The organism is Eubacterium ventriosum (assembly GCF_025150745.1).
GTDB lineage: Bacteria > Bacillota > Clostridia > Lachnospirales > Lachnospiraceae > Eubacterium_G > Eubacterium_G ventriosum.
In genome coordinates, this window is sequence record NZ_CP102282.1 from 1935890 (window position 1) to 1958596 (window position 22707).

At 32.7% G+C, this 22707-nt stretch carries 22 protein-coding genes; all 22 read right to left on the reverse strand.

Annotation, left to right across the window (positions count from 1 at the left end; translation table 11 throughout):
• Positions 1–7: 7 nt before the first annotated feature.
• Positions 8–682, reverse strand: a complete 675-nt coding sequence (locus tag NQ558_RS08725; protein ID WP_005358480.1) for a SanA/YdcF family protein — start codon at positions 680–682, stop codon at positions 8–10.
• Positions 660–1799 carry a ribonuclease E/G gene (locus NQ558_RS08730; protein WP_050750918.1) on the reverse strand — a complete coding sequence of 380 codons (1140 nt, stop codon included), beginning with the start codon at positions 1797–1799 and terminating at the stop codon, positions 660–662. The genes NQ558_RS08725 and NQ558_RS08730 overlap by 23 nt, the downstream gene beginning before the upstream one ends.
• Positions 1792–2463, reverse strand: a complete 672-nt coding sequence (locus tag NQ558_RS08735; RefSeq protein ID WP_005358484.1) for a TIGR03936 family radical SAM-associated protein — start codon at positions 2461–2463, stop codon at positions 1792–1794. Before NQ558_RS08735 ends, NQ558_RS08730 begins: the two co-directional genes overlap by 8 nt.
• Positions 2453–4315, reverse strand: coding sequence for a TIGR03960 family B12-binding radical SAM protein (locus NQ558_RS08740; protein WP_005358486.1), 1863 nt, complete (start codon positions 4313–4315; stop codon positions 2453–2455). The genes NQ558_RS08735 and NQ558_RS08740 overlap by 11 nt, the downstream gene beginning before the upstream one ends.
• A 23-nt stretch (positions 4316–4338) precedes the next feature.
• Positions 4339–5013, reverse strand: coding sequence for an HAD family hydrolase (locus tag NQ558_RS08745; protein ID WP_005358488.1), 675 nt, complete (start codon positions 5011–5013; stop codon positions 4339–4341).
• Positions 5014–5207: 194 nt separating this feature from the next.
• Positions 5208–6479 (reverse strand): bifunctional phosphoribosyl-AMP cyclohydrolase/phosphoribosyl-ATP diphosphatase HisIE, encoded by a 1272-nt coding sequence (gene hisIE / locus NQ558_RS08750; RefSeq protein ID WP_005358489.1) that lies wholly within the window; start codon positions 6477–6479, stop codon positions 5208–5210.
• Entirely contained in the window at positions 6479–7066 is a 588-nt protein-coding gene (gene hisB / locus NQ558_RS08755; RefSeq protein ID WP_005358491.1) for an imidazoleglycerol-phosphate dehydratase HisB, read from the reverse strand. The genes hisIE and hisB overlap by 1 nt, the downstream gene beginning before the upstream one ends.
• 4 nt (positions 7067–7070) lie before the next feature.
• Complete coding sequence (gene hisD / locus NQ558_RS08760; protein ID WP_005358493.1) at positions 7071–8384, reverse strand: histidinol dehydrogenase; 1314 nt, start codon at positions 8382–8384, stop codon at positions 7071–7073.
• A gap of 65 nt (positions 8385–8449) precedes the next feature.
• Positions 8450–9088 (reverse strand): ATP phosphoribosyltransferase, encoded by a 639-nt coding sequence (gene hisG / locus NQ558_RS08765; RefSeq protein WP_178515090.1) that lies wholly within the window; start codon positions 9086–9088, stop codon positions 8450–8452.
• 9 nt (positions 9089–9097) lie between these two features.
• Positions 9098–10303 carry an ATP phosphoribosyltransferase regulatory subunit gene (gene hisZ, locus NQ558_RS08770; RefSeq protein WP_242652069.1) on the reverse strand — a complete coding sequence of 402 codons (1206 nt, stop codon included), beginning with the start codon at positions 10301–10303 and terminating at the stop codon, positions 9098–9100.
• Between the two features lie 94 nt (positions 10304–10397).
• A complete protein-coding gene (locus NQ558_RS08775; protein WP_005358496.1) occupies positions 10398–10934 on the reverse strand; it encodes a Holliday junction resolvase RecU in 537 nt (178 codons plus the stop codon).
• A gap of 51 nt (positions 10935–10985) precedes the next feature.
• Entirely contained in the window at positions 10986–12002 is a 1017-nt protein-coding gene (locus NQ558_RS08780) for an RluA family pseudouridine synthase (protein ID WP_259907384.1), read from the reverse strand.
• Between the two features lie 98 nt (positions 12003–12100).
• Positions 12101–12817 (reverse strand): pseudouridine synthase, encoded by a 717-nt coding sequence (locus NQ558_RS08785; protein WP_040445746.1) that lies wholly within the window; start codon positions 12815–12817, stop codon positions 12101–12103.
• Between the two features lie 101 nt (positions 12818–12918).
• Positions 12919–13338 carry a cupin domain-containing protein gene (locus NQ558_RS08790; RefSeq protein WP_040445748.1) on the reverse strand — a complete coding sequence of 140 codons (420 nt, stop codon included), beginning with the start codon at positions 13336–13338 and terminating at the stop codon, positions 12919–12921.
• Between the two features lie 31 nt (positions 13339–13369).
• A complete protein-coding gene (locus NQ558_RS08795; RefSeq protein WP_005358504.1) occupies positions 13370–13741 on the reverse strand; it encodes a RidA family protein in 372 nt (123 codons plus the stop codon).
• 135 nt (positions 13742–13876) lie between these two features.
• A complete protein-coding gene (locus NQ558_RS08800) occupies positions 13877–14683 on the reverse strand; it encodes a M23 family metallopeptidase (RefSeq protein ID WP_005358507.1) in 807 nt (268 codons plus the stop codon).
• A gap of 113 nt (positions 14684–14796) precedes the next feature.
• Positions 14797–16722, reverse strand: coding sequence for an ABC transporter ATP-binding protein (locus tag NQ558_RS08805; RefSeq protein ID WP_005358508.1), 1926 nt, complete (start codon positions 16720–16722; stop codon positions 14797–14799).
• The gene (locus NQ558_RS08810) at positions 16722–18488 is read right to left on the reverse strand and encodes an ABC transporter ATP-binding protein (protein ID WP_005358510.1); all 1767 of its coding nucleotides are present in this window, start codon (positions 18486–18488) and stop codon (positions 16722–16724) included. The genes NQ558_RS08805 and NQ558_RS08810 overlap by 1 nt, the downstream gene beginning before the upstream one ends.
• Entirely contained in the window at positions 18481–18960 is a 480-nt protein-coding gene (locus NQ558_RS08815) for a MarR family winged helix-turn-helix transcriptional regulator (RefSeq protein WP_005358512.1), read from the reverse strand. The genes NQ558_RS08810 and NQ558_RS08815 overlap by 8 nt, the downstream gene beginning before the upstream one ends.
• A gap of 119 nt (positions 18961–19079) precedes the next feature.
• Positions 19080–19658 carry a dephospho-CoA kinase gene (gene coaE / locus NQ558_RS08820; RefSeq protein ID WP_005358514.1) on the reverse strand — a complete coding sequence of 193 codons (579 nt, stop codon included), beginning with the start codon at positions 19656–19658 and terminating at the stop codon, positions 19080–19082.
• A 15-nt stretch (positions 19659–19673) separates the two neighbouring features.
• A complete protein-coding gene (gene polA / locus NQ558_RS08825) occupies positions 19674–22307 on the reverse strand; it encodes a DNA polymerase I (protein WP_005358516.1) in 2634 nt (877 codons plus the stop codon).
• 31 nt (positions 22308–22338) lie between these two features.
• Positions 22339–22692, reverse strand: a complete 354-nt coding sequence (locus tag NQ558_RS08830; protein ID WP_005358518.1) for a hypothetical protein — start codon at positions 22690–22692, stop codon at positions 22339–22341.
• Between the last annotated feature and the right edge of the window lie 15 nt (positions 22693–22707).

The following is a 22707-nucleotide window of genomic DNA, read 5'->3' on the forward strand; positions in this document are numbered from 1 at the left end:
TCTGCTCCTAATCATTAGTCACATCACCGCTTGCCTTTAAATCAATGGAATCTCCTAAATATTTAGGCTGCGGTTTTGCGATACATTTTATAAACGACTTAACTCTTGCAAGCCATTCCCTCGCTTCTCTATAATATTGTTTTTTTGAATAATATCTAAGGTCTGACGAAACTCCGTATGCGTCTAAGCCCATTTTTTTTGCAATGTAAAGAGAACGGTATAAATGATATTTCTGTGAAACAATAACTACTTTCTTAGCACCGAATATTTTCTTTGCTCTGTACATTGAATCGTATGTTTCAAAACCGGCATGATCCATAAAAATATCTTCTGAAGGTATGCCATCATTAATGGCATAATTCTTCATTGTATTAACTTCATCATAATTCTCTCTGCCGTGGTCGCCTGACATTAAAAGCTTTGGAGCTGCATTAACATTGTATAACTGTTCGCCTACAATAATTCTGTCTTCAAGCATCCATGAAGGCTTACCTGAAGGTTTAACACCTGCACCTAAAACAATAATGCAATCAGCATTTATGTCCTTAGCATCATCTACAGAAATAATTCTTTTTGATGTGGTTGTAACCATATAAATGTTTATTGCACCTACTATTAATGCAATTACCAATCCAATAAATATTATCCAACTTATAATTTTAATTATCATCTTTTTTCTCATTAACAATTTCCTCTAAAGATTTTTCTTTCTTCTTTCTTGTTAATTCCATTAAACCAAGTTTTGTAATATCAACAACATTACTTATAGAAAAATCATTAGTAAGATATTCTGACATTTCATGGGTTAAAATATCATAATCCTTATTATTACTCATATTAATAAAGTCAACTATGATTATACCCGATATATTTCGTAATTTCATTTGCAGGGCAATCTCTTTTGCCGCTTCTAAATTTATCTTTTTAAAAGTACTTTCTTTATTAGTTTTTAAGTCAGCCTTTCCGGTATTAACATCAATAACCGTTAGGGCTTCTGTAGGTTCTATTATGAGATAAGCACCTGATTTAAGCCATACTTTCTTAGATAAAAGGCGGTTTAAATGAGTTTCTAAAGAATATTTGTTGCACAAACTGATTTTGGAATTGTCATTATATGTAACCATATCATTATGTTCTTTTAATGTATCATAAATGTAAACTACATCAGTTATAATTGACAATTCTCCATGTTTCTTAAATTCACTAATTAAATCCTGCAAATAATCTTTTTTCAGTAACGCAGCCTTAGGAGTAACAAAAGCAAATCGCTTTTTTAAATCTTCTAACTGATTAATTAAATCATCAGCCTGTTTTAAAATATCCTCCTTAGAAAAGTCTAATGCATTAGTTCTTATAATAAAACCATATACATCATTCTTTTTAACACTTAAAGTACTTTTTAATTCTTCGCGGATGTCCTTATCCTTAATTTTTCTTGAAACGCTTATGCCTGTATTGCCAACAGTTAAAACAAGACATTCTGAATTAAGATTAATTCGTGAAGTTAATGAATAATCTTTTGTTTTAATTTTGTCTCCTGATACCTGAACAAGAACTTTATCTCCCTGCTTAACCGGGTTCTTAAAGTCTTTTAAGGAAAGATACCCTTTTTTGTTGTCATCGAAAAGTACAAAAGCACCGTTAATATTTTTGACTACATCTTTTACGTAGCCGCAATATATATTTCCAACAACATTGTCATTTTTTAAGTTTACTAATCTTTGTAATTTGTCGTCTTCAAAATAAAAACCAAATAATATGTTTTTATAAAAATCAGAAATAATTAATTTGTTACTCAATGTTGCCTCCAATATCGTCTAAAGAAACAAGATTGTCATCTTCCAAACAATACATATCAAGTCTTTCATATGTTACATATTCAGGAAGTGTAACCTGTGCAAATTTGGCGAAAGCATCCATTACAAGGTCAGGCTTAAGGTTAGAAGCACTACCTTGTGCCACCTGCATAAAAATTCCGTCATCTTCCAACTTAATATTATAAATTAAAGGTTTAATATCTACTTCTTTTTCGCTTTTTTTAGTTTTCTTTAAAACAATAATCTGGTCCTGATTCATGAAAGCGTCTAACATATTCTGATTAAAAAGGTCTGTGTAAACCTTATAATCAGCTCCTGCAACTACACTCATGGCATTTTTTGCGTCGTCAGGAAGAAGCTTATAGCTTAAAACTTCCACACCTTCTGCATTTTGGGCGTTAATCCTTTCAAGCATAACTTTAGAAGATTCTGTTGAATTAACTTCCAAGTCAAAATATTCCCCACGGCTTAAAACACCTACACTTAAAGGAGCTGCAAAAGACATTTTCTGGTGAGGTGAAAAGCCTTCTGAATAGGCAACGTCAACTTCACTACGACGCATTACTTTCTGAAAATATCTTACCATATCCAAGTGGCCGATAAACTTCATCTGTCCCTGTTTTGAGAATCTTAATCTAATTTTCATAACAAATACCACCTCCAAAGCTTGCTGCACCACAGCCTGAACATTGCATTCTACAGTTAGGTGTAACCTTTTCGTTCTGGGCATTATGCCACTCTCTTAACAGAAATTTCTTTGTAACACCTGTATCTATAAAGTCCCAAGGGAAGATTTCGTCATCGTTTCTCGCTCTTGTAACATAAAAATCAACATCAATATTATTTTCGGCAATTGCCTCATCCCACAACTCTTTCTTAAAACATTCTGACCAGGCATCATAAATACCGCCTTTTTCATAAACCGATAATATAAGCTTAGAAAGTCTTCTGTCTCCACGTGCTAAAAGTCCTTCAAGAACACTAATGTCTGATTCATGCCAGTTATATCTTATACTCTTTCTGTTAAGAAGAGTTTTTAATTTGTCATTTACACGTTTAGCCTTATCAAGGAATGTGTGTGCTTCACACATTGGTGCCCACTGAAATGGAGTAAAAGGCTTTGGAACAAAGAATGAAGAGCTTGCTGTAATCTGGCATTTACCTTTTCTTTGTTCTTTAGGAACTGTTTCATAATAAACTTCAGCAATCTTTTCGCACAAATCCATTATTCCGTCTACATCATCATTAGTTTCAGTAGGCTGACCTAACATAAAATATAATTTCACTTTATTCCAACCGGCTGAAAATGCCTGTGTACATCCGTTTATAATATCTTCTTCAGTTAAACCTTTATTTATAACATTACGCATACGCTGAGTACCTGCCTCAGGGGCAAAAGTAATCGAACTTTTTTTAACATCCTGAACCTTGCTCATTACATCTAATGAAAAAGCATCAATTCTAAGGGAGGGAAGTGATATATTAATGTGTCGTGATTTACATTCTTCAATTAAGAAATCAATAAGCTCCTTAATTTTTGAATAGTCGCTTGTACTAAGGGAACTTAAAGATATTTCTTCATTTCCCGTAGCTTTTAACATATCTATTGCAAGCTTCTTTAATGTTTCAAGGCTTTTTTCTCTTAAAGGCTTATAAACTGAACCTGCCTGACAGAAACGACACTCTCTAATACATCCTCTCTGGATTTCAAGAACACATCTGTCCTGTACAACTTTAATAAATGGAACCAATGGCTTGTCAGGGTAAGGAACATTGTCAAAATCAAGAACAATTGACTTTCTTACAGTCTTTTTTGCGTGACTGTTATTAGGTTTCATTTCCTTAATTGTTCCATCTTCATTGTATTTAATATCATAAAATGCAGGAACATACATACATGGAATTTCTGCTACCATTTCAAGAAATTCTTTCTTTGTTCCACCATTTTTCTTATTTTCCTGATATAAATCAATAAGGTGATAATATTCAGTTTCACCTTCACCGATATAAAAAATGTCAAAGAAATCTGCAATTGGTTCAGGATTGTAAGTACAAGGTCCGCCACCGATTACAATAGGATCATCTTCTGTTCTGTCTTTTGAAAGAAGAGGGATTCCTGACAAATCAAGAACCTGTAATATGTTTGTGTAACACATTTCGTACTGAAGAGTAATTGCTAGAAAATCAAAATTCTTAACAGGTGTCTGTGTTTCAAGTGAGAACAAAGGAATATTTTGTTCTCTCATAATCTTATCTAAATCAATCCAAGGTGAATACACTCTCTCACAACATACGTCATCTCTTCTGTTTAATAAATCATATAAAATCTGTATTCCAAGATGTGACATGCCAACTTCGTAAACATCAGGGAAAACAAAAGCAAATGTTGTGTCTACTTCATTATGGTCTTTTACAATAGCATTAAATTCGCCACCAATATATCTTGCCGGCTTTTCTATTTTCATTAATATTTCATCTGATAGTGCTAATTTTCTCATTTATGCTCCTTAAAATTAAATTGCTAGTTGTCAGTATCTTTTGACAATAAATCATCTATAAATTCAGGCAATTCTTTTATATTGTTTATTTTCATTCTGTCTGCAGGAACTGTACCAAAACCGTAAGCTGCGTGGATAAATGGTATTCCTGCCTTGTCAGTAGATTCCATGTCTCCCAATGTATCACCTACATAAAAAGCCTTATCTAAGTGATTACGCTTAATTACTAATCGGATATTTTCATCCTTTGGCATACCTGTTCTGCCGGCTTCCTCGTAATCTAATACATACTTGTTGAAATCATAGTATTCAAGGAATGTTCGAAGATACCCTTCCTGGCAGTTACTTACAATAAAAACATTATATTTCTTATTTAATTCTTTAAAAACATCTTCTACTCCATCGTAAACATTGGCTCCGTTTTTTAAAAGATATTCGTTTTCGTAAGATAAACATTCTTCAAATATTTCATATCTTATATTTTCAGGAATGCCATTAAAAAGAGAATCAGCAATATCTCTCATAAGCTTACCCATCTCTTTTGAAACCTGTTCTACTGTTAATTTAAGATTTTCGTATCCGTACTTAACAAGTACTTCATTCCAGGCTTTTGTTATATTTTCAGTGGAATCCCAAAGAGTTCCATCCATATCAAAAATTATTCCTACGTTTTGAACTTTTTTAATAGATTCTTTCATATATTGTTTATTAAATATCCCTTTCAAAATTTATATATAAATGTATAATACACATCTTTTTTGATTTTAGTCCTATCCACAATAATACTATACAAAAATCTTTTTTTCAACGAAAGAAATCGGGCAACCTGTAGTTACCCGATTTAATATAAAATTCTTGTAATTAATATATTGATGTTTTAACACCCAAATCCCTATCTTCTTGAAAGTTCTTTTGTTATTTCTTTCCATGAAACTCCTTTTTCTGCCATTAATACCATTACGTGGTATAAGAAATCAGAAATTTCATATTTAACTTCCTGAGGATCAGGATTCTTTGCTGCAATAACAATTTCAGTAGCTTCTTCTCCAACTTTCTTAAGAATTTTGTCAATTCCCTTATCGAAAAGATAGTTAGTATATGAACCTTCCTTTGGATTCTTCTTTCTGTCCAGAATGACATTATATACATCTTCAAAAACTCTCATTGGATTAGATTCATCGTATTCTTTCTTAACAAGAGTGTTAAAGAAACATGTATCAGCTCCTGTATGACATGGAACTCCTACCTGATATACTTTTGCAAGCATTGTATCTAAATCGCAGTCCATAGAAAGTTCTTTTACATATTGAAAATTCCCCGATGTAACACCTTTAACCCAGATTTCATTTCTACTTCTGCTAAAATATGTCATCTTTCCAGTCTTTATTGTAAGATTAAAGGCTTCTTCGTTCATATAAGCAACCATTAAAACTTTGTCTGTCTTATAGTCCTGAACAACAACAGGAATCATTCCGTCGGAATTCTTTTTAAACTGATCAAAACTCATTGCACTTTCAAAAACAATAGTGTTAACTCCTTCTTCTTTTAACTGAGCTTTGAAATTAAGAAAATCAAAATCTCCGGCAAAACTGTTATCTGAAATACCGTAAACCTTGTCCTGTTTACCAAATTCAACCATATCGTTAAATGTAAAGTTACAGTTAAAAGCTAAAATTTTAATGCCTAAACCTATACATTCATTTGCACAACTGTCAGCAATAATTAAAGATACGCCATCATATTTAAGTTGTTTAATTTTTGAAAAATCATAATCCTTATTTAACATTACGGCAATTTTGTCACTACCGAAACGTTCAGAAGCTTCCTTTACTATTTCAACATTAGTGTCTTTACTCATATCGAGAATGGCTTTCTTGGCTCCTGTATAAATATATTTTTTTACATCTTCAAGACGTTTAACATTTCCACCAACAATCATCTGAATGTCAACAGCATCCTGAATCTTAATCATTGTACCGATATTTGCATCATGTTCACTGTCTGATGAAGATAAGTCAAAAACTAATAATTCATCTGCCCCTCTATTATTATAGAAAGTGGCAAGTTCAACAGCATCTCCATCCCCAACTATTTCCTTTGTCTCTTTATCTACAACATTACCATTATATAAATAAATAGATGGTATAATTCTAAACTTTCCCATTATAGTGTTCCTTTCGTTGATAATACATCTGTAATTCTTTCATCCTTAATTGTTGCCTGATCTAAAGCCTTAGCAAAAGCTTTGTATATGCCTTCAATCATATGATGATTGTTGCCAGGTTCTAACATCTTAATATGCAAATTCATTCCTGTGGAATAAGTTATGGCATGGAAAAATTCCTTAACCATTTCAGTGTCAAAGCCACCAACACTATCTGTAGTGAATTCAGCATTAAAAACAAGATAAGGTCTTCCGGATAAATCAAGAGCACACATAGTTAAGCACTCATCCATTGGAAGAATCATATAACCATATCTTTTAATGGATTTCTTATCTCCTAAAGCTTCTTTTATTGCATTTCCAATGGCAATACCTGTATCTTCGATAGTATGATGACAGTCAACATACAAATCACCGTTAACTTTTACATTTAAATCGAAAAGACCATGCTTAGCAAAGCTGATTAACATATGGTCAAAAAAACCAATGCCTGTATTAATATCGGATTTACCTGTACCATCAAGATTAATTGAAACTTCAATCTGTGTTTCACTTGTATTTCTAACGCATTTACCAATTCTACTCATATTTCTACTCCTTTATATCATCATCTTCTTCAAATCTAACTCTAATAGAATTAGCGTGAGCTGTCAAACCTTCGGCCTTGGCAAATTTCTGAATATCTTCACTTAAAGGTTCAAGTGCTTCTCTTGAATAAGAGATAATACTTGATTTCTTAATGAAATCATCAACACTTAAAGGTGAGAAAAATTTTGCTGTTCCGTTAGTTGGAAGAACGTGGTTAGGACCTGCAAAATAATCTCCAAGTGGTTCGGAACTGTTCTCTCCAAGGAAAATAGCCCCTGCGTTTTTAATTCTTGTCATTGTATCAAAAGGATTCTTAGTAACAATTTCTAAGTGCTCTGAAGCAATGTCATTAGCTGTGTCAATAGCATCCTGCATGGTATCAGTAACAAGAATATATCCATAGTTGTCTAATGATTTCTGTAAAATTTCTTTTCTCTTTAATTTAGAAACAAACATATCTACATATTCAGATACTTTGTTAGCCAATTCTTCACTTGTTGTAACAAGAATAGCTGAAGCAAGTTCGTCATGTTCTGCCTGTGATAAAAGGTCTGCTGCAACATATCTTGGATTAGCTGTTTCATCAGCAAGAACTAAGATTTCACTAGGACCTGCTACAGAGTCAATACTTACATAACCAAATACTGCTTTTTTAGCCAAAGCTACATAAATATTTCCCGGACCTACAATCTTGTCAACCTTGGCAATTGATTCGGTACCATAAGCCAAAGCTGCAATAGCCTGTGCTCCACCGACTTTATATATTACGTCAACACCTGCTTCGTTAGCTGCTACTAATGTATTAGGATTAACTTTTCCATCTTTTCCAGGAGGTGTAACCATAACAATCTGTTCAACACCGGCAACCTTTGCAGGAATAACATTCATCAAAACAGATGATGGATAAGCTGCTTTTCCACCAGGTACGTAAACACCAACTCTTGACAATGGTGTTACCTTCTGACCCAAAATGGAGCCATCAGGTTTTGAATCAAACCAGCTGTACTGTTTCTGTTTTTCGTGGTATTCCTTAATATTCTTTAATGATCTTCTAATAACCTGAACTAATTCAGGGTTTTCAAGTCTGTCGTATGCTTCCTTAATTTCTTCTTCAGTAACTTTAATGTTTGAAGCATTAATATCAGCCTTATCGAAATCCTTTGTGTACTGGAATAAAGCTTTGTCGCCGTTTTCCTTAACATTTGCAAGAATTGCATTTACGCTGTCTGCAAAATTGTCGTAGTTATTAGGACTTCTTTTAAGTAAGTCATTTAAAATATTTTTCTTTGAACTCTCATCTAATTTTATAATTCTCATTTCAGCCTCCTAAAGATTAGTTAATCTTTATAATTAGTCTTTTAAACAATCTTTTTTTATAAAATTTATTTTATTTTTTCTTTTAAATCAGAAATAATCTTTCTGATTCTTTCGTCTTCCATCTTCATACTAACCTGGTTAACAACCATTCTTGCAGACAATGGACAAACTTCTTCCAAAACTCCAAGACCGTTTTCTTTTAATGTAGTACCTGTTTCAACAATATCAACTATAACTTCTGATAAGCCAACAATAGGTGCTAGCTCAACAGAACCGTTAAGCTTTATAATCTCAACTGTTTGACCTTTTTTGTTATTAAAATAATCCTTGGCAATCTTTGGATATTTTGATGCTACTCTTATCATACCATGATTTTTTAATAAGTCACGGGCTGATTCAGGTCCGCAGACACACATTCTGCATTTTCCAAAACCTAAATCTAATACTTCATATAATTTTCTGTCTTCTTCCAAAATAGTATCTTTACCTACAATACCAATGTCTGCCGCACCATATTCAACATATGTCGGAACATCACTTGCCTTGGCAAGAAAAAATTTTAATTTTAATTCTTCGTTAACAAAAATAAGTTTACGTGTTTTTTCATCTTTCATTTCTTCACACTGGATACCAATCTGTTCAAACATATCCATTGCTGTTTTTGCCAAACGACCCTTTGCAAGGGCAAAAGTTAAATATCTCATACTGCTCACCTATAATTCTACAGCGCCATCTTTTGAAACATATGTAATCTTAGTAGCACCGTCTTCTTTCTTAAATGTTGTATATTCCTCTAATGATATATTCTCTTTTTTAGAAATTAATTCTGTCTTAACACCCTGATCTCTAAGTGCATTAGTAAGGGATAAAGCAGCTTTTCTAAATTCAGAATCATAAATAATGACTTCATATGAGTAATCATTGTTTTCTTTTAATCGCTGTCCGTTTACAGCTAAAAGAATCTGATCCATATATACAGCAAAACCAACTGCTGCAGCTTCTTTTCCAAACTGACCAAGTAACTTGTCATAACGACCGCCGGCTACAATTTGGTCACCGGAGCCATAAGTATAAGCTTTAAAAATTATTCCGGTATAGTAATTAAAATTACTAATCATTCCAAGGTCAAAACTTATATATTTAGATACGCCATAATCCTCAAGAATTGAATATAATTTTTCAAGACGTTCAATTGATTGTAAGGCTTTCTTGTTGTCTGTAAGCTCTTTAGCTGATTTTATAACATCAATGGAACCAAATAATTCCGGCAATTTCAAAAATGCCTCTTTAAGCTGTCCTGTAATATTGTTATTATCAAGAATTTCTTCAACTCCAAAATAGTTTTTATTTTCTATTCTTTTTCGTAATTCCTGTTCATTTTCGGTGTCAAAACCGCATTCTTCCAAAAGCCCCTTGTAGAAATCTGCATGACCGATTTCCACCAAAAATTCTTTAAGTCCTGCTGCTTTTAATGAATCTACAACAAGAGCAAGAATTTCTGCATCAGCTTCAACTGAATCATCATTAATAAGTTCACATCCAAGCTGTGTATTTTCTTTTAATTTTCCCTGTAATTCTGAGTTATTAATATATGTATTGGCATTGTAGCAAAGCTTAACAGGAACTTTAACGTCCATATAATATTTTGCAACAAGTCTTGCAATTGAAGGAGTAACATCAGGTCTTAAAACTAAAGTATTACCTTCTCTGTCAAAGAACTTATATAAATTCTTTGAAGCAACAGAGCCTCGCTCTTTACTGAAAATATCAAAAAACTCAAAAGTTGGTGTTTGAATATTATGATATCCATATATATTAAAAACTTTGTTAATGCTATTCTCTATTGTTAACTTTACGGCACATTCTTTGCCATAAACATCTCTAACTCCCTCAGGAGTATGTAATAATACTTTTTCCATGTTATCCTCCATTTGTTACTTTAATACTTTAAAGTGGTAATTCACTGCCTTAGTAATGAACTAAAATGTATATTACAATATTTTATAATAAATGTCAACCTTCCCTTGAATCTAAATCTTTCTGAATTCCTTCCAAATAATGAACAAGGGCACCGGGTGCTGATTTTATAAGATAATTTTTATCAATTTCCTCATATCTGAAACTTTTTCGGCCACCATTAATACTTCTATCATAAAATCTTTTAATATCCTTAAAAGGTATATAGTAAGTTTCGTTTAAAGATGTATAAAATAATAATATAAATGAAATACCTCCCTGGGATTCAAAGTCTTCCATAAACTTAACCTGATGCTCGTGAATATTCATCATAGGAAATGTTGTAACTGCACATTCCTTGGCATCAAAGCATACAGGAATCCCCTGTACCGTTCCAATGTAGTCTACCGTACTTTGTTTGTCAAAATAAGCAAGGGTAATATGCCTTGTACTTTGATCAATGTTAATGGGCGTTATTGGAGTAGGTATTTTTTGAATTAATGCAAGTCCCTTTTCACGATAACTTTCATTAGTCATATTAATCATATCTTCTAATGTAGAACCTCTAAGTCCTCTTGTCTTCCATGTTCCCATAATTGCTCTAAATCTTCTTTCCTGTAATCAAAAACCAACCTTAATGTATAGTTATTTTTTAATCTGTTTTTCTTTAATAAAGTCATTAACAACATTACTATTCTTAAATTCATTGCTTAAAACTTTTATAAAATCATCAGGCAGTGTTGCTGTAAATTCTTTACCTGACAGATTATCACAGTCTCCCGTAAACTTTGGAAAAACAGTCGTTCTTGAATGTAACATCTGGTCTTTAATACCATATTGTTTCTTATATATATCATTAATCTTCTTATTCCCATACTTGTAGTCACCAATTAGCGGATGACCTACAGATGAAAGGTGTGCTCTAATCTGATGAGTTCGACCTGTAATCAGCTTAACTTTTAATAAAGTGATTCTATCATTTGCTAAAACAGGCTCATACTCTGTCTCAATTGGCTGACTGTCTTTTTGCTCTTTTTTATATATTGTTACTTTGTTTGTTCTTTCATCTTTTTTCAAGTAACCTTTTATGTTTATTTTATTTTCTATTTTGCCGTTAACTAATGCAAAATAGTATTTATCCATTGTTCTTTCCTTAAACATTTTAGACATTGTCTGCAAACCTTTTAAGGATTTACCGGCAATAATTAAGCCACTGGTATTTCTGTCAAGTCGATTGCAGACACCGGGTTTAAATGTTTTAAGTTGTTCTTCACTTAGTTTGTTAGTGGATACTAAATAAGAAATAATATATTCATTAACTGATACATCACTTGCTTCAGCCTTTTGACTAAGCATTCCTGACGGTTTATTTATAATTAGAATATTATCATCTTCATAAACAATATCTAAATCAATAGGTTTAACAATGTCTACTTTTGTCTCACCTCTAAATTTAAGTATGGTATCATCAGCCATAAAAATCTTAATTGAATCGCCTACATTAAGCTTTTCTTTTCCATCTGATTTCTTACCATTTAAGACAATGTTCTTTTTTCTAAGCATTTTATATATAAAGCCGGATGTAGCTTCCTTAAAGTATTTAAATAAAAACTTGTCAAAGCGCTGTCCTGCCTGATTTTCCGTAATTTTAATTTCCTGCATATTAATATCTTTCTAATGTTTATACTTTCTAAATATTATTCTAATAATTTTACTTTTTAAATTTTTAAAATATTATATTAAAATATGTTTTAATTATTTTAGTTATTTCTAGGTTTATTATTAAGCAAGGCTTCTACTTCACTGACTGTAAGCTTTCTATATTCTCCGGGTTTCAGATTTTCATCTAATTTAAGAGGTCCCATTGTAAGTCTTTTAAGAAAAGTTACCGTTAGTCCTATTGCCTGAAACATCCTTTTAACCTGATGGTATTTTCCTTCTGTTATTGTAATTAAAGCTGTACTTCTTTTTTCAAGTATTTTAAGGATGGCAGGCTTAGTAAGATTTTTCTCACCTATATCCAAACCTTTTTCAAATAGTTCAATATCGCTGTCTATTAAATCCCCGTTAAGTTCCACATAATATGTTTTATCAACGTGCTTAGCTGGAGACAGAAGATTGTGTGAAAGTTCACCGTCATTAGTTATAAGAAGTAAGCCTTCTGTGTCCTTATCAAGTCTTCCAACAGGAAAAAGTCCTTTTTTAGGCGTAACATCAAGCAAATCAATTACTGTTTTGCAATTATTGTCTGATACTGCAGATAATACTCCTGCAGGTTTGTTTAGCATATAATAATAGAATTTGTTATATTTTAAATTAACACCGTTTAAATCTACTTCATCATTATTTTCATCAATATGAATGTCAGGCTTTAAAATCTTTTCGCCGTTAACAGTGATTTTTCCTTTTTTTATTAATTCCTTAACCTGTGTTCGTGAACCAATTCCTAATGTGGTTAAATATTTATCCAGTCGCACTAAAAATACCTCGCTTGTTTTCGGTTGTCTGTTTTACATATTAAAGGTCCCAGATTTAAAAGTCGATTTTCTTTTAAAAGTGAGACCTTAGTTATATAAATCTATGAATTTACTTCCTTATACAACTTTTCAATAATTTTTTTCTGCTCTAAAGTTAATTTTTCTTTAGGTGAATTGTCGTCAGTTGTGTCAACATTTTCAACAATAAGCACTGTTGAATTTTTTTCAGGAGTATGGGTATGATATGTACCTCTTTTAACATTATATAGTTTAAGAGGTTCAAGTTTAATAGCCTCAATCTCTCCTATGTGTTCCCCATTGCCACCTAAGAATAATGTGAAATCGCCTTCCAATAATACAAAAACTTCATCCGTTTCATCATGCTTCTGCATATCTTTAAGCTTGTCCACTTCTAATTCTTCACAGTATCTAAGTTCGGCAACACGCCAATGGGAATAATCAATTAAAGGAACATAACCTTCACCATCATAACCTGTAATTTCCAATAAGTTTTTATCCATATAAAATTCCTCCATTATAGACATATAATGATTAGATTTCAGCTATAACTTCAACTTCGCATAAAACATTCTTTGGAAGTTCTTTAACAGCTACGCAGCTTCTTGCCGGTTTTTCTGTGAAATATTTTCCATATACTTCATTAAATGCTCCAAAGTCTCCCATGTCAGCAAGGAAGCATACTGTCTTAATTGTTTTTTCATAGCTTGAACCTGCTTCTTCAAGGATTGCTCCCAAATTTTTCATAACCTGTTCAGCCTGTTCTTCAATAGTTGAGCCAACAATTTCTCCTGTTGCAGGATCTAATGCAATCTGTCCGGATGAGAATAATGTATTGTTTACAACAACTCCCTGTGAATATGGTCCGATTGCTGCAGGTGCTTTTTCTGTACTAATCTTTTTCATGTCAAATACCTCACTTGTTTCTAAATTTATTTTCTCCGTTTTATTTTACTCCTTTGCCTAAGTTATGGCAAGTTTCTATTTTATTAATTGCTAATTAATTATTGATTTATAGCCCACTAATTACTGCTTTTATTTTTAATAACTTGCAAGTATTACATTGTTTTCCAAATATTTTAAAATACAATATGGGTTATAACTTAGCTCATAATAATTTTTAGTCTTAGCATATATGCCAAAATGAAGATGAACGTCAAAGCAACCGGTTGTACCCTCAGTCCCATATCCTGTGTTACCCATGTAACCTAAAAGAGTTCCGGCTTTAATTTTGTCACCTTTTTTTATGTCCGAATAACTGCTTAAATGAGCATAATAAAAATAGCCCCCTTGACTACTTCTTATGCCAACACGATAACCACCTTTTTCAAGCCAGCCTATATTTTCAACTGTTCCGTCAGACACACTTACAATGGGATAATAACCACTTACATTATTTTCAGCCATAATATCACAACCTTCGTGAGGATAACTTCCATTGTAATTTCTCTCAGCGCCAAAAGAATCTTCATAAGAAACCCACTTGCCACTGGTTGTGCTTTTTGCAACAGGAAAATAAACAATGTCGTCAAAAATGGCAGCAATGTTTTTTGATACATTATTATATTCATTAGCACTTTTCTTTTTGTAACAACCTTTTAAATCAGAATAGCGCTCCCTTGTATAATTTACTTTAGTTAAGTTTAAATTGCTGTTCAAAAACATTACCGATAATAAATCTGAAAAGTCACACTTATCTTTTGAGGATATTTTATTTATAGTCTGCAAACATTCAGGCTTGATATTTAAGGTGCGGTAATCATAGCTTTCCACAATGTTTTTTTTGATTTTATATTTGTGATAATCGATTTCTTCGGTAATTTTTATTGTAACTGTTGAAAAGAACATTAAAGCCAGGATATAAATAAATTTTTTAATAAAAAACACCTCTTTAGATGAATATAGTTAAGTATATTCTTCCGAAGAGATGTTTATAATAAAGAGATTTAATATTTAAATTCTTAGTTAGGTGAACTTCCTGTTTGAAGACGATAGTAAGTTCCTTTCTGTTTCATCAAGTCGTCGTGATTTCCACGTTCAATAATTCGTCCCTGCTCAAGAACCATAATACAGTCACTATTTCTGATAGTTGATAATCTATGAGCAATTACAAAAGTTGTTCTGCCCTTCATTAAAGCATCCATACCTTCCTGAACAAGTCTTTCAGTTCTTGTATCAATTGAAGATGTTGCTTCATCCAAAATAAGTGCCGGTGGATTTGCAACTGCTGCTCTGGCAATTGAAAGCAACTGTCTCTGTCCCTGACTTAAGTTACCGCCGTTTCCTGTTAACATAGTGTTATAACCGTCAGGAAGTCTTCTAATAAAACTGTCAGCATTGGCAAGCTTAGCTGCTGCAATAACTTCTTCATCTGTAGCATCCAATTTACCATATCTGATATTTTCCATTACTGTAGCTGAGAAAAGATTTGTTTCCTGTAAAACTATACCAAGAGAACGTCTAAGGTCAGCCTTTTTAATCTTATTAATATTAATACCATCATATCGGATTTTTCCATCCTGAATGTCATAGAAACGGTTAATAAGGTTTGTAATAGTAGTTTTTCCTGCACCTGTTGAGCCAACGAAAGCAAGCTTTTCGCCCGGATTAGCGTAAAGTTTTACATCATGTAAAACAATCTTGTCATCAGTATATCCGAAGTCAACACCGTTAAATACGATTTCGCCCTTCATTTCAACATAAGTAGTTGTATCTGTATCCTTGTGGTAATGTTTCCAAGCCCACATTCCTGTTCTGTTTTCACATTCAACAATATTACCGTCAACCTTTTTAGCTCTTACAAGTGTAACATATCCGTCGTCAACTTCAGGTTTCTCATCTAATAATTTGAAGATTCGCTCGCCACCTGCAATAGCCATAACAATACTGTTCATCTGCATTGTAATCTGGTTAATTGGCTGTGCAAACTGTTTATTATAAGTTAAGAAACTAATTAAACTTCCCGGTGTCATTGTAAAACCGGCAATACCTTTAATGGCAATAATGGCACCAATGCAGGCACAAAGAACGTAACTTACATTACCAACCTGTGCATTAAAAGGTCCCATAACATTGGCAAATTTGTTAGCATTATTAGCTGATTCAAAAAGGTGGTCGTTTAACTTGTTAAATTCTTCCATTGATTTTTCTTCGTGACAGAATACTTTAACAACTTTCTGACCTTCCATCATTTCTTCAATGTAACCGTTAACAGCACCAATATCTTTCTGCTGAGCAATAAAGTACTTACCTGATAAAAATGTAAGTTTCTTTGAACCTAGTGTAATTACACCAATCATAATTAAAGTTAAAAGTGTAAGGGGGATGCTTAAAGCAACCATACATGCAAATACACTGACAATAGTCATTGCACTATTAAACATCTGAGGCATTGACTGGCTTATCATCTGTCTTAATGTATCAATATCATTAGTGTACATAGACATAATATCGCCATGAGAATGTGTGTCAAAATACTTAATTGGAAGGCCCTGCATATGATTAAACATATCATCTCTTAAATGCTTTAAAGTTCCCTGAGTAACAAAAACCATGATTTCAGCCTGAATCAATGAAGCAATAACACCTGCTCCATAGAAACCGCCTACTCGAATCATTGCTTTAAGAAGTGGTCCGAAATCATTACTGCCTTCTTTAATCATTGGTAAAATATATTCGTCAACTAATGCCTTCATGAACCATGTTCCGTTAACACTGGCAAATACATTGGCAATAATACATAAAACTACAATAACCATATGTATGCCATAATATTTTCCCATATACTTAATAAGACGTGAAAGAGTTTTTAATGGATTATTAAGTCTTGGTCTTGGTCCCATATTACGTCTGTTTCCCGGACCTTTTACTGTTTTAGCTTTTTCCATTACTGTTCTCCTCCTTTCTTATCAAAGTCAGCATTATCATTCATCTGCTGATTATATACTTCTCTATAAATGCTATTGTTTTTAAGTAATTCTTCATGTGTTCCAACGCCATCTATCTTACCGTCATCAAATACAATAATTCTGTCAGCGTCCTTAACACTGGAAATTCTCTGTGCAATAATAATTTTTGTAGTATCAGGAATTTCTTCTCTGAAAGCTTTCCTAATTTTTGCATCAGTTACTGTATCTACGGCACTTGTACTATCATCAAGAATAAGAATCTTAGGTTTTTTAAGTAATGCTCTTGCAATACATAATCGCTGTTTCTGTCCACCTGATACGTTAGAACCACCCTGTTCAATATATGTATTATATTTGTCAGGCATTCTTTCAATAAATTCATCAGCACAGGCAAGCTTACATGCTCTAATACATTCTTCATCAGTTGCGTTTTCATCTCCCCAACGAAGGTTTTCAAGAATTGTTCCTGAGAACAATACGTTCTTCTGAAGAACAACGCTAACTTCTTTTCTTAATACATCAAGGTCGTATTCTCTAACATCCTTTCCACCAACAATTACTCTGCCCTTTTCTACATCATAAAGTCGACTTAAAAGATTAACAAAACTTGATTTTGCACTACCGGTACCACCCATAATACCGATTGTTTCACCTGATTTAATTGAAATATTAATATTTTCGAGAACAGGTTTTTCGCTTGTCTTGTTATACCTGAAATCAACATTTTCAAAACGAATGCTTCCGTTGGCAACTTCATATTCAGGGTTTTCAGGATTAGTAATATCAGCTTTTTCATTTATAACTTCAGCAATTCTCTCAGCACTTGCCATACTCATTGTAACCATAACGAATACCATTGAAAGCATCATGAGGCTCATAAGAATATTCATACAATATGCAAGAAGTGAAGTTAAGTTACCTGTTGTAAGACCTACGGCAGGATTATTTCCGCTGGCAATAATCATATGTGCACTAAGCCAGCTTATAAATAAAATACAACTGTATATGGCAAGCATCATTGAAGGTGCATTTAATGAAACAATACCTTCTGCCTTAATAAACATCTTGTAAATATTGTAACTTGCCTTTCCAAATTTACCACGTTCGTAATCTTCACGAACATAAGCCTTAACTACTCGCATTGCACTTACATTTTCCTGTACGCTTTCATTAAGTTTATCGTATTTCTTAAATACCTGTGTAAAATACTTATGGGCATTAAGTGTAATAATTGCAAGTACAATTCCAAGAATAATAACAGTTATTAAATATACACTTGCAACTCTTGGTGAAACTGAGAATGCCATAATCATTGCAACAAGTAAACTGAAAGGTGCTCTTACGCACATTCTAAGAATCATCTGATATGCGTTTTGAATATTAGTAACGTCTGTTGTTAAACGTGTAACAAGTCCTGCTGTGCTAAATTTGTCAATGTTTGAAAATGAAAATGTCTGAATATTTTCATACATTGCCTTTCTTAAGTTTCTTGCAAAACCTGTAGAAGCCTTAGCTCCCCATACACCACCCATATATCCGGCAATTAAACCTGACAATGCAAGTAAAAGCATTATAAAGGATGTTTTGTAAATTGTACTTAAGTCATTTTTTCCAATTGAATCAATTATAACGGCCATTTGAAGTGGAATAAAGTTTTCAACAATTACTTCCGCCAACATACCTAAAGGTGTAAGCAAAGAAACAAGTTTAAATTCTTTAACCTGACCTAATAATGTTTTAATCATTTTCCATAAATCTCCTCTCTATTAAGTCTTTCTCTTCCGGTGATAATGAAGAATCGTTTAATAAGTTATGAAAAACCTTAAATAATGTTTTTTCAAAGTATTCTTTTTCATCAGGTGTAAAGTCCTTTATTATAACAGATTCCGTATACTCACGATATGCTGAGGCTTTATCCTGAAGACTTTTAGCTTTTTCCGTAAGGAATATATTTTTAAATTTCTTATTGTCAGGATTTGGTCTTATTTCAAGAAGATCTTTTTCAACCATTCTTTGAAGTATGCCTGCCATTGTAGAATGCTTCACATTAAAAGCTTCAGATAATTGTTTCTGGGTTACATTTCTTTCAGTGTGATGTTCCATATAACATAATACATTCATCTGTGCCGTTGTAATGCCAAGATTCTCAAGATTCTTATCCATACGGCTTCTAAACTGTCTGTCAATAAGCTTGATTTTGTGACCTAAATGTCCCATAATTCCTCCTTTCAAAAAAATCTAAACACAAAAAGAACCACAATATGTAGCGTGCTACCTATTGTAGTTCTTTTTAAAAATATTGTCAATACGATTTTAGTAAAAAATCATTTTATTTTTTAGCATTCTTTGTTGCTTAAAATCATATCTATTTGTTCTCTTGTTTTTTCCACACTAAAAGTATTGTCAATAAACTCATCTGCAAAGTGGTTATATTCTTCATCACTTGGTTGATTAGAAATAATCTCCTCAGACTTTTCTACTGAATAGCCTCTGTTTTCAACAAGACGGTTTACTCTCTCATTATGTTCACAGTATACATACCATAATTCATCACAATGGGATTCAAGGCCTGAACCTAAAAGTAAGGCTGATTCCACAACAATAATTGAATTATTACTTTGCTCTATTCTATTAAGAATTTCTTCTATTGTTCCCGGATGAGTAATGGAATTAAGAGTGTCAAGCTTATCCTTATCATTAAAAACTATTGAGGCAAGCTTCTTGCTGTTAATCTTTCCATTTTCAATAACTTCTGGAAAAGCTTTTGAAAGTTTATCAAAAACCTTAAAGCCGGGAGTCATGATTTCCTTTGCCACATGGTCTGACTGAATAATATATGCGCCATAATTTTCTTCTAAATAATCAAGTACTGTAGACTTTCCGCTGCCTACGCCACCCATTAATCCTATAACCATAATAACACCGCCTTTTTAATGTGCTTCATCCCAGTTATTTCCGACCTGAACATCAACATCCAAAGGAACATTAAGATGAGCTGCCTGTTCCATGTTGCGTTTCAGAATATCCTTAACCTGTTCAACTTCATTTTCGTACGCTTCAATTAAAAGTTCATCGTGTACCTGCAAAACAATTTTAGATTTTAAATCTTTCTCTTTTAACTCTTTTGCAACATTAATCATTGCTATTTTCATAATATCTGCAGCAGAACCCTGAATAGGAGAGTTCATTGCCACACGTTCACCGAACTGTCTTTGCATAAAGTTGCCTGATGTTAATTCAGGGATAGGTCTTCTTCTGCCAAACATTGTAACAGAGTATCCTTTTTCCTTAGCTTCTTTTACTGAATTATCAAGATAATTCTTAATACCCGGATAACTGATAAAATAATCCTTTATATACTGTTCAGCTTCCTTTCTGCTAATCGAAAGGTCATTACTTAAACCAAATGAACTGATTCCGTATACGATTCCAAAGTTTACAGCCTTGGCATTACTTCTCTGTTCCTTAGTAACCTCTTCAAGTGGAACATGGAAAACCAAAGAAGCTGTTGCAGCATGAATATCTTTAGAATGATTATATGCATCAATTAAATTCTTGTCATCAGACATATGAGCTAAAATTCTTAATTCAATCTGAGAATAATCTGCATCAATAAACACACAACCTTCTTTTGGAATAAAGACTTTCCTAATCTCTCTTCCAAGAGGCATACGTACAGGAATATTCTGAAGGTTTGGCTCAGTACTGCTTATTCTGCCTGTTGCGGTAATTGTTTGGTTAAACTTACCGTGTATTCTGTTATCTTCGCCTATATAAACAGCCAATCCATCAGCGTATGTTGACTTTAATTTTGCAAGCTGCCTGTACTCTAATATCTTACTTACAAAAGGATAATCAGGTTCAAGTTTCTCTAATACAGAAGCAGATGTTGAATATCCTGTTTTAGTTTTTTTGCCACCGGGAAGCTGCATTTCACCAAATAAAATCTCGCCTAACTGCTTAGGTGAATTAATATTAAATTCGTGACCTGCTTCAGCAAAAATATCTTTCTCTAATGCATCAATGCCAGTTTTAAGTCTTTCACCATATTCTTTAAGCTTGTCGCCTGCAACCATAATTCCTGCCTGCTCCATATCATATAAAGCATAAGTTAAAGGAATTTCCACATTGTTGTAAATATCAAGCATTTCTGTTTCTTTTAACTTTTCAGTTAAAGCATCTTTTGCCTTGTAAGCCACATAAGCATTATAGCAGGCATATTTTAATATGTTTTCAGGTATTTCATCTGATGGAGTTTCGTTTTTCTTAGTTTTTGGGAAAATCTCATCAAAAGCCGGCACATTCATTCCTAAATATTCTCTTGCAATATCGTCATAATCGTAAGTATTCTGCAATGGATTTAATAGATATGCAGCAATAGAAATATCGAAAATACTTTCCGCGTCATCATTTTCCAAAATATCATTATTTTCTTTAATATTTAAAATTGTAAGTTCAGCCTTGGCATTTACAAGGTCTCTAACTTTTTCGATTATATAATCTTCTGTTACAAAACCTTCTTTTCCAATGTAATAAACATTGTCATTGTTAAAACACAAAGAAACACCAAAATTGTCTTTGTTTCTATAAATAAAAACACCTATATTGTCAGCATTTTTAGCCTGCTCAAAAATAGGATCAGCATCAAAAGGATTATTAATATACTTAAATCCTCCCTCACAATCATTAGTTGAAGTAACTGAGCCGAATCTTTGAATCATACTTTTAAATTCCAAACGTTTAATCATTTCAAGAGCATCTTCTGTGTAAATATCTTCTAACTTACACTGTTCAGGTGTTACTTCTACAGGTGACTGAATATTAATTGTGGCAAGAGTTTTACTCATCTGTGCCATTTCGTAATTATTTAAAAGTGCATTTCTGTTACGTGTATTGGAAATTTCTTCTGCGTGATCGTAGGCATTTTCAATTGAACCAAACTGAGAAATAATGGCTGTTGCACCTTTCTCTCCAATTCCCGGAACCCCCGGAATATTGTCAGATGAGTCACCCATTAAAGCTTTAACATCAATAAACTCAGTTGGGGTAACTTTATATAATTTCCTAACACCTTCTGTATTGTATTCTTCAACTGTAGTCTGACCTTTTTTAGTTTTTGGAATACAGATTGTAATATGGTCACTTGCAAGCTGAAGTAAATCTCTGTCACCTGAAATAACATCTACTTCCATGCCTGCTTTTTCACCTTTCTTAGACAAAGTACCAATAACATCGTCTGCTTCGTATCCCGGCAATTCTACAGTTGTAATGTTCATTTTCTGCAATAATTCCTTAATTACAGGCACCTGTTCCCTTAATTCTTCCATCATAGGCTTTCTTGTACCTTTGTAATCCTTAAACATTTCGTGTCTGAATGTAGGCTGATGAACGTCAAAAGCAACAGCCATGTAATCCGGCTGTTTTGAATCTATTATTTTAAACATAATATTCAGAAAACCAAAAACAGCATTTGTATGTAGTCCCTCACTGTTAGTAAAAATAGGAACTCCATAAAATGCTCTGTTTAAAATACTATGTCCGTCTATTAACACAAATTTACTCATTAAAATATAGTCCTTTCCAAAGTAATACACTTTATATAATACCAATGGTATTTAAATATAAACATACAATTACAAATATAATCATTAACATTGCTATTATAACAGAAATAATGGCTGCTTTCTTTCTTTTTCTTTGTTTTTCAAAATATTCATCATAAAAATTAATAATATTTTCCAATTCCTGTGTAGCATCAACACTTTCCTCACTGCCATCAGGGGCCTTGACATCGCCAAGTCCCCTTCTGATAGTGTAGTAAAGTTCTAATTCTTCTCCACAGTTTTTGCATGTTTTTGCGTGATTCAAAAATTCCTTTAAATCTTCAGAATATTCAATTTTGTCGAAAATAAAATCATTTATTAATTTTTGAAAATCCTTACATTCCATACTTAACACCTAAAT